At 74.1% G+C, this 7,529-nt stretch carries 1 protein-coding gene; it reads right to left on the bottom strand.

Going from position 1 to position 7,529, the window contains the following annotated elements; all coding sequences use genetic code 11:
- On the bottom strand, positions 1-7,505 hold a 7,505-nt coding region (locus tag AB0D44_RS30775), incomplete at its 3' end, for a type I polyketide synthase (protein WP_362597014.1).
- Positions 7,506-7,529 lie beyond the last annotated feature (24 nt).

Below are 7,529 nucleotides of genomic sequence, written 5' to 3'. Positions count from 1 at the left end.
ATCTCCAGGAACCGGGTCACGCCCTGCTCCTCCAGGCAGCGCACCGCATCCGCGAAACGGACGGCCTCGCGGACCTGGCCGACCCAGTACTCAGGAGACTGCCACGCCTCGGACACCTCACCCGTCACCGTGGACACCACGGGAATACGCGCCGCACTGAACCTCAAGCCCTCGGCCACCGCCCGGAACTCGTCCAGCATCGGGTCCATCAGGGCGGAGTGGAACGCATGCGAGACAGCCAGACGGCTCGTCTTGCGACCGATCGCGGAGAAGTGCTCACCGACCCCCACAACAGCCGCTTCCACACCCGAAACCACCACCGACTCCGGCCCGTTCACCGCGGCGATGTTCACTCCCCCGGTCAGCAGCGGCAGGACTTCGTCCTCCGTCGCCTGGACGGCGAGCATCGCGCCACCCGCGGGCAGCGCCTGCATCAGACGGCCGCGCGCCACCACCAGCCGCGCCGCGTCCGCCAGCGACAGCACCCCCACCGCGTGCGCAGCAGCCAGCTCACCGATCGAATGCCCGGCCACCACATCAGGCCGCACACCCCACGCTTCGACCAGCCGGAACAAGGCGACTTCCAGCGCGAACAACGCCGGCTGAGTGAGCGCGGTCGCGATCAGCGCCTGCGCGTCCCCACCCCACACCACCTCCCGCAACGAGCGCCCCAGCAGCGGATCGACCTCCGCACACACCGCGTCGAAAGCCGCCGCGAACACCGGGAACGCGGCATACAACTCACGCCCCATCCCCAACCGCTGCGCACCTTGCCCCGTGAACAGGAAAGCGGTCGAGCCCTTGCCCATCGCCCCGCTCACCACGCCCGGGTGCTGCTTCCCCGCGGCCAGCGCGGCGAGGGCTCCCGCACGGTCGTCGCCCAGGACGACCGCCCGGTGTTCCATTACCCCGCGTGTGGTGGCGAGGGCGTGCCCGATGTCCTCGGGGCCGTAGGCGTCCACCACCTCGAGCAGCGCAGCCGCCTGGCCGGCCAGGGCCTGCGCGGACTTCGCCGACACCACCCAGGGCGCGACCGGCAGGCCGGCGACCGGTTGCGTCCCGGCCCCGGCCGCTGCCTCGGCTTCCTGCGGCGCTTCTTCCACGATCACGTGGGCGTTCGTCCCACTCAGCCCGAACGAGGAGATGCCCGCACGACGCGGCCGGCCGTCCTCGCCGCGCCATTCCCGGGCCTCGGTGAGCAGTTCCACCTCACCCGCCGACCAGTCGATCTGGTCCGAGCGCTCCTCCGCGTGCAGGGTCGGCGGCAGCACCCCGTGCCGCATCGCCATCACCATCTTGATGATCCCCGCGACACCCGCCGCCGCCTGCGTGTGCCCGAAGTTGGACTTCACGGAGCCCAGCCACAGCGGCCGGCCCTCCCCCCGCCCCTGCCCGTAAGTGGCCAGCAGCGCCTGCGCCTCGATCGGATCGCCCAGCCGGGTGCCGGTGCCGTGCGCCTCCACCGCGTCGACCTCGGCCGCCGACAGACCGGCGTCCGCCAGGGCCTGGCGGATCACCCGCTGCTGCGCCGGACCGTTCGGAGCGGTCAGGCCGTTGGAGGCACCGTCCTGGTTCAGCGCCGAGCCGCGGACGACTCCGAGGACGGGGTGCCCGTTGCGCCGCGCGTCCGAGAGCCGCTCCAGCAGCAGCATGCCCGCGCCCTCGCCCCAGCCCGTACCGTCCGCGCCCGCGCCGAACGACTTGCACCGCCCGTCCACGGAGAGCCCGCGCTGCTCGCTGAAGTACACGAGCATGTCGGGGGTGGACATCACGGTCACGCCGCCGGCCAGGGCGAGGGAGCACTCCCCGGCCCTCAGGGCCTGGGCCGCCATGTGCAGGGCCACCAGCGACGAGGAGCACGCGGTGTCCACCGTCACCGCCGGGCCTTCCAGGCCCAGCGTGTAGGCGACCCGGCCGGACACGAGACTGCCCGCCGTGCCACCGGCGTAGTCGTGGTACATCACACCGGCGTACACCCCCGTCCGGCTGCCCTTCAGCGCGCTCGGGTCGACCCCGGCCCGCTCGATGGCCTCCCACGAGGTCTCCAACAGCAGCCGCTGCTGCGGATCCATGGTCAGCGCCTCGCGCGGGCTGATCCCGAAGAACCCCGGGTCGAACGCGGCCGCGTCGTAGAGGAACCCTCCGTCCCGGGCGTACGACTTCCCCGGCACGCCCGGCTCCGGGTCGTACACCCCCGGGTCCCAGCCCCGGTCGTCGGGCAGGGGGGCGATGGCGTCCACGCCGTCGGCGACCAGCCGCCACAGGCCGTCCGGCGTGGTCACTCCGCCCGGGTAGCGGCAGGCCATGCCCACGATCACGACCGGGTCGTCGTCCGTGGCCCGGACCGCGGCCGGCGCCCCTGGGGTGGCGGTCGTGTCGGGGGAGCCGTCGAGGAGTTCCTGCACGTGCGCGGCGACCGCTTCGGCCGTCGGGTAGTCGAAGATCAGCGTGGCCGGAAGCCGGAGTCCGGTGGCCCCGTCCAGCCGGTTGCGCAGTTCGACGGCGGTCAGCGAGTCGAAGCCCAACTCGTCGAAGGCACGGCGCGGTGCGACGGCATCGCCCGACGCGTGTCCCAGTACGGCGGCGACCGTCGTACGGACCAGGTCGAGGACGGCGGCGGCGCGGTCGGCGCCGGTCAGTCCGGCGAGCCGGCCCCGCAGGGCCGGGGAGCCGGTTCCGACACGGGTCACCCGGCGGCCGGGGCCGCGTACGAGGCCGAGCAGCAGGGCGGGGGTCTCGTCGGCGTGGGCGCGGAGGACGCCCAGGTCCAGGCGCACCGGCACGGTCGCCGCGAGGCCCGATTCCAGCGCGGCGTCGAACAGGGCGAGGCCGCGGTCGGCGGGGAGGGCGGGCGTGCCGGCCTGCCGCATCCGTACGAGTTCGGCGGCGCCGAGCCGGGTGCCCATGCCGCCTTCGGTCTCCCACAGACCGAAGGCCATGGAGCTGGCCGCCAGCCCTGTGGCCCGGCGATCGGCCGCGAGGGCGTCGAGGAAGGCGTTGGCGGCGGCGTAGTTGCCCTGGCCGGTCGAGCCGAGGGTTCCGGCGATCGAGGAGAAGAGGACGAACGCGGTCAGGCCGAGCCCTTCGGTCAGTTCGTGCAGGTGCCAGGCCGCATCCGCCTTCGGGGCCAGTACGCCGCTGATCCGCTCGGGGGTGAGCGAGGTGATCACGGCGTCGTCGAGTACGCCCGCCGCGTGGACGACCCCGCGCAGCGGGTGGGCGGGGTCCACCCCGGCCAGGAGGGCCGCGAGCGCCTCACGGTCGGACACGTCGCACGGGGCGATGGTGACCCGCGCCCCCGACTCCTCCAGTTCGGCCTGGAGTTCGGCCGCGCCGGGTGCCTGCGCGCCCCGCCGCCCGGCCAGCAGCAGGTGGCGCACCCCGTGGCCGGCCACCAGGTGCCGGGCCACCAGCGCGCCCAGGCCGCCGGTGCCACCGGTGATGAGGACCGTCCCGGCCGGGTCCCACACCGGCTCCGGGCCGGCGGCGGTGGACGTGACCCGGACCAGCCGGGGAACGAAGACCCGGCCCTCGCGCACGGCCAACTCGGCTTCGCCCGGGGCCCGTACGCCGCCCGGTTCTGCGGAGCCGTCGGTGTCGAGGAGTACGAAACGGCCGGGGTTCTCCGCTTGCGCGGCACGGACCAGACCCCACGCCGGGGCCTGGCACACGTCCACCGGATCGCCGTCACGGACCGCCACCGCGCCGCGCGTCACCACGACGAGGGGCGCACGCGCGAACCGCTGGTCCGCCAGCCACGCCTGCACCACGGCCAGGACCCGGTGCGCGAGCGCGTGGGCGGCGGCCGGCACCTCCTCCTCGTCCGGCGCCACGCACTCGAAGACGACCGTGCCCTCGACCGTGCCGTCGGCGGGGAGGTCTTCCCACCGCAGCCACTCCCCTTCCGCCGACGTGCCGGAACCGGGGCTGGAGCCGGGTCCGGGCCGCGAGCCGGAGTCGGCCGGCTGCCATAGGACGCGGTAGAGCGGATCCGTGGCCGGGCCGCCGATCCGGGCCTCGTCCACCTCGCGGCCGACGACCGCGCCGACCACGGCCACCGGGGCACCGTCGGCGTCCGCGATGTCCAGGGCCAGGCTCTGCGGGGTGGGCCGGGAGATCCGTACGCGGGCGGACGCCGTGCCGGCCGCGAACAGCCGTACGTCGTTCCACACGAACGGCAGCACCGTGGCACCGTCCTCGGCGGCCCCGTCCACCAGCGCCGCGTGCATCGAGGCGTCCAGCAGCGCCGGGTGCAGCCCGTACGCGCCGGCGTCCACGTCCTGCGGCAGGCAGACCTCCGCGTAGACGGCTCCGTCGAGCCGCCAAGCCGCCGTCAGGCCCTGGAAGACCGGCCCGTAGGCGAGGCCGCGCTCGCGCAGGGTCTCGTACGCGCCGTCGAGGGACACCGGTACCGCACCGGGCGGCGGCCAGTCGGTCAGGTCGAAGGCGGGCGCGTCGGCGCCCTCGGACAGCGACCCCTCCGCGTGCAGGGTCCAGTCGGGGTCCGGACCGCTGTCGTCCCGGGAGTACACGCCGACCGGGCGCCGTCCCGCGGTGTCGGCAGCGCCGACGACGACCTGCACGGCGACGGCGCCGTCCTCGGGGAGAACGAGGGGTGCGTGGAGAGCGAGCTCTTCCAGCACGCCGCAGCCCGCGTGGTCACCCGCGCGGATCGCCAGGTCGACGAATCCCGCCCCGGGGAAGAGGATGGCGTCCCGGACCACGTGATCGGCGAGCCACGGCTGCGCGCCGACGGCGAGCCGCCCGGTGAGGACGGCGCCGCCGGAGTCGGCCAGGGTGACCACGGCGCCGAGCAGCGGGTGCGCGTGACCAGGCGCCGCCTGGACCGCATCGATCCAGTAGCGGGTGCGCTGGAAGGCATACGTCGGCAAGTCGACCCGGCGGGCGCCCGTGCCGGCGTAGAAGGCCGTCCAGTCCACGGACACGCCGTCCACGTGCAGCCGGGCAAGAGCCGAAACCAGCGCCTCCGCCTCCGGCCGGTTCTTCCGCAACCCCGCCACGAGCACGCCCTCACCGACGCTCTGCCCGGCCAGCCCGGTCAGGATGCCGTCCGGGCCGATCTCCAGGAACCGGGTCACGCCCTGCTCCTCCAGGCAGCGCACCGCATCCGCGAAACGGACGGCCTCGCGGACCTGGCCGACCCAGTACTCAGGCAACTGCCACGCCTCGGACACCTCACCCGTCACCGTGGACACCACGGGAATACGCGCCGCACTGAACCTCAACCCGGCGGCCACCGCCCGGAACTCGTCCAGCATCGGGTCCATCAGGGCGGAGTGGAACGCGTGCGAGACGGCGAGGCGGCTCGTCTTGCGACCGATCGCGGTGAAGTGCTCACCGACCCCCACAACAGCCGCTTCCACACCCGAAACCACCACCGACTCCGGCCCGTTCACCGCGGCGATGTTCACTCCCCCGGTCAGCAGCGGCAGGACTTCGTCCTCCGTCGCCTGGACGGCGAGCATCGCGCCACCCGCGGGCAGCGCCTGCATCAGACGGCCGCGCGCCACCACCAGCCGCGCCGCGTCCGCGAGGGACAGCACCCCCACCGCGTGCGCAGCAGCCAGCTCGCCGATCGAATGCCCGGCCACCACATCAGGCCGCACACCCCACGCTTCGACCAGCCGGAACAAAGCGACTTCCAGCGCGAACAACGCAGGCTGAGTGAACGCGGTCGCGTTCAGCGCCCCCGCGTCCCCACCCCACACCACCTCCCGCAACGACCGGCCCAACAGCGGATCGACCTCCGCACACACCGCGTCGAAAGCCGCCGCGAACACCGGGAACGCGGCATACAACTCACGCCCCATCCCCAACCGCTGCGCACCCTGCCCCGTGAACAGGAACGCCGTCCGACCACCCGACCGCGCCTGCCCCGCCAGCACGCCCGGGTGTTCCCCACCGGCCGCCAGGGCGGCCAGGGCCCCCTCCCGATCGCCCACCACCACCGCCCGGTGTTCGAACAGGGACCGGGAGCTCGCCAGGGAGTGGCCGACGTCCGCGGGCCGGAGTTCCTCCCCGTGCACCCGCCCGAGGAGTGCCGCCGCCTGGTCCGCCAGCGCCTGCGCGGACTTCGCGGAGAGCGCCCACGGCGCCACCGGGGGCAGCGGCCCCACCGGATCCTCTCCGGCGGCCTCCACGGGGGGCGCCTGCTCGACGATCACATGGGCGTTGGTCCCGCTCAGGCCGAACGAGGAGATGCCCGCACGACGCGGCCGGCCGTCCTCGCTGTGCCATGCCCGGGCCTCGGTGAGCAGTTCCACGCTCCCCGCCGACCAGTCCACCTGGTCCGAGGGCGCGTCCACGTGCAGGGTCGGCGGCAGCACCCCGTGCCGCATCGCCATCACCATCTTGATGATCCCCGCGACACCCGCCGCCGCCTGCGTGTGCCCGAAGTTGGACTTCACGGAGCCCAGCCACAGCGGCCGGCCTTCCGCCCGCCCTTGCCCGTAGGTGGCCAGCAGCGCCTGCGCCTCGATCGGATCGCCCAGCCGGGTGCCGGTGCCGTGCGCCTCCACCGCGTCGACCTCGGCCGCCGACAGTCCGGCGTCCGCCAGGGCCTGGCGGATCACCCGCTGCTGCGCCGGACCGTTGGGGACGGTCATGGCGCTGGACGCGCCGTCCTGGTTGACGGCGGATCCGCTGACCAGGGCGAGCACCGGGTGGCCGTTGCGCCGTGCGTCCGAGAGCCGCTCGAGCAGCAGGACGCCCGCGCCCTCGCCCCAGCCCGTGCCGTCGGCGGCCGCCGCGAACGGCTTGCAGCGGCCGTCGGGGGCCAGTCCGCGCTGCTCGCTGAAGTACACGAGCATGTCGGGGGTGGACATCACGGTGACGCCGCCGGCCAGGGCGAGGGAGCACTCCCCGGCCCTCAGGGCCTGGGCCGCCATGTGCAGGGCCACCAGCGACGAGGAGCACGCGGTGTCCACCGTCACGGCCGGGCCTTCCAGACCCAGCGTGTACGAGGTGCGCCCGGAGACGAAGCTGCCCGCGCTGCCGTCGGCGTAGTCGTGGTACATCACACCGGCGTACACGCCCGTCCGGCTGCCCTTGAGGGTGGTCGGGTCGACCCCGGCCCGCTCGATGGCCTCCCAGGAGATCTCCAACAGCAGCCGCTGCTGCGGATCCATGGTCAGCGCCTCGCGCGGGCTGATCCCGAAGAACCCCGGGTCGAAGGCGGCCGCGTCGTAGAGGAACGCGCCGTCCCGGGCGTACGACTTGCCCGGCACGCCCGGCTCCGGGTCGTACACCCCCGGGTCCCAGCCCCGGTCGGCCGGGAACCCGGACACCGTGTCGGTGCCGTCGGCGACCAGGCGCCACAGGTCCTCCGGGGTGCCGGCCCCGCCGGGGTAGCGGCACGCCATGGCCACGATCGCGATCGGGTCGTTGCTCGCGGCGGTGAGCCGGGCGTTCTCCTCGCGCAGCCGCTCGTTGTCGGTGAGCGACTTGCGCAGGGCTGCGACGACCTGTTCCACCGATGTGCTCACGTCATCCTCATCATTCAGATCGGG

This window comes from Streptomyces sp. NPDC048349 (assembly GCF_040651925.1).
GTDB lineage: Bacteria > Actinomycetota > Actinomycetes > Streptomycetales > Streptomycetaceae > Streptomyces.
The sequence above is the reverse complement of the archived record's forward strand: the minus strand, read 5'-3'. Positions and strand labels throughout refer to the sequence as shown.